Source organism: Virgibacillus halotolerans (genome assembly GCF_016908515.1).
Lineage (GTDB): Bacteria > Bacillota > Bacilli > Bacillales > Amphibacillaceae > Virgibacillus_M > Virgibacillus_M halotolerans.
Genome location: NZ_JAFBEA010000021.1, coordinates 1 through 1,033 on the forward strand (window position 1 = coordinate 1; position 1,033 = coordinate 1,033).

Annotated in this window: 1 protein-coding gene; it reads left to right on the top strand. The window is 32.8% G+C overall.

What is annotated here, in order from left to right; all coding sequences use genetic code 11:
- Nucleotides 1–109: 109 nt before the first annotated feature.
- Nucleotides 110–1,006 carry an IS3 family transposase gene (locus JOC34_RS21650; protein WP_338062707.1) on the top strand — a complete coding sequence of 299 codons (897 nt, stop codon included), beginning with the start codon at nucleotides 110–112 and terminating at the stop codon, nucleotides 1,004–1,006.
- The last annotated feature ends 27 nt before the right edge of the window (nucleotides 1,007–1,033 follow it).

The window sequence follows — 1,033 nt, forward strand, 5'->3', positions numbered from 1 at the left end:
CAGAAGAAAAAATGTGGTTAGAGATTCAGAGAATAGAAAAAGAAAATGAACGTTTACGTGCGGAGAATGCATTTCTAAAAAAGTTAGAGGAGATCGAAAGGAGGCTAAAATAAATCAAGTTAGATTTGAAGTTAAATATATCGCAATAAAAGAATTACATGTAGAAGAAAGTATGTCAATTTCCCTTCTTTGTGAAATCGCTGGGATTGCACGATCCTCTTATTATAAATGGTTAAATAGAAAACCTTCTAAACAAGAACTTCAAAATAAAGAGATTATAAAAGAGATGATCATCCTACATAAAAAAGTGGAAGGAATTTATGGATACCGTCGAATGAAATTAAATATGGATAAGAAATTTGAAAGGAAATTAGGACACAAACTCAATCACAAAAGAATTTATCGATTAATGGATATCTCAAAATTGGAGTGTGTCATACGTAAAAAGAAGAAGAGATATAAACGATCAGTCCCCCAACACGTTGCGGAGAATATCTTAAATCGTAATTTCCTGGCAGAACATCCGAATGAAAAATGGGTAACGGATGTAACGGAATTCAAGTATGGTACTTCAAAGAAGGCCTATTTAAGTGCTATTCGTGATTTATATGATGGGTCTATTGTTAGCTATGTATTTGGACATAGAAACAATAATCGACTAGTTTTCAAAACATTAGATCAGGCAATAGCTACTTTAAATGAAGAGGAACATCCACTTATTCATAGTGATCGAGGATTTCAATATACTTCATATGGATTTAAACGTAAGATAGATAAGGCTGAGATGACACACAGTATGTCACGAGTTGGTAAATGTGTTGATAACGGACCAATGGAATCATTTTGGGGCACACTAAAATGCGAAAAGTATTATCTACATAAATACGAAACATACGACGAACTGAGAAGAGCAATAAATGAGTACATACATTTCTATAATCATGAAAGATATCAAGACAAATTAAATGGCCACAGCCCTATAGAATATAGGACTATGGCCGCCTAAATTATTTTATTATTTCCACTGTCTACT